The following is a 533-nucleotide window of genomic DNA, read 5'->3' as shown; positions in this document are numbered from 1 at the left end:
CATAGGGTTAAAAAGGCAAACCCGGGGAACTGAAACATCTAAGTACCCGGAGGAAAGGAAATCAATATGATACTCCCCTAGTAGCGGCGAGCGAACGGGGACCAGCCGAGCCATGAGTGTGACTAGAATGCGTTGGAATGCGCAACCAGAGTGGGTGATAGTCCCGTATAGGAAGCATGATTGGACGTATTAAGTAGGGCGGAACACGTGAAATTCTGTCTGAAGATCGGAGGACCACCTTCGAAGGCTAAGTACTCCTTACTGACCGATAGTGAACCAGTACCGTGAGGGAAAGGTGAAAAGCACCCCGACGAGGGGAGTGAAACAGTACCTGAAACCGAACGCCTACAATCAGTTGGAGGGCCCTTGCGGCCTGACAGCGTACCTTTTGTATAATGGGTCATCGACTTGGTCTCACGAGCAAGCTTAAGCCGTTAGGTGTAGGCGCAGCGAAAGCGAGTCTTAATAGGGCGTTGAGTTCGTGGGATCAGACCCGAAACCGAGTGATCTAGGCATGACCAGGATGAAGGTAA

General features: G+C 51.4%; 1 rRNA gene. It reads left to right on the top strand.

Features of this window, described 5'->3' with window-relative positions:
- Positions 1-533: ribosomal RNA gene (locus A3764_RS01925) — 23S ribosomal RNA — on the top strand; the annotation flags it as partial.

It is taken from the genome of Sulfitobacter sp. HI0129, from assembly GCF_001635395.1.
GTDB lineage: Bacteria > Pseudomonadota > Alphaproteobacteria > Rhodobacterales > Rhodobacteraceae > Sulfitobacter.
The sequence above is the reverse complement of the archived record's forward strand: the minus strand, read 5'-3'. Positions and strand labels throughout refer to the sequence as shown.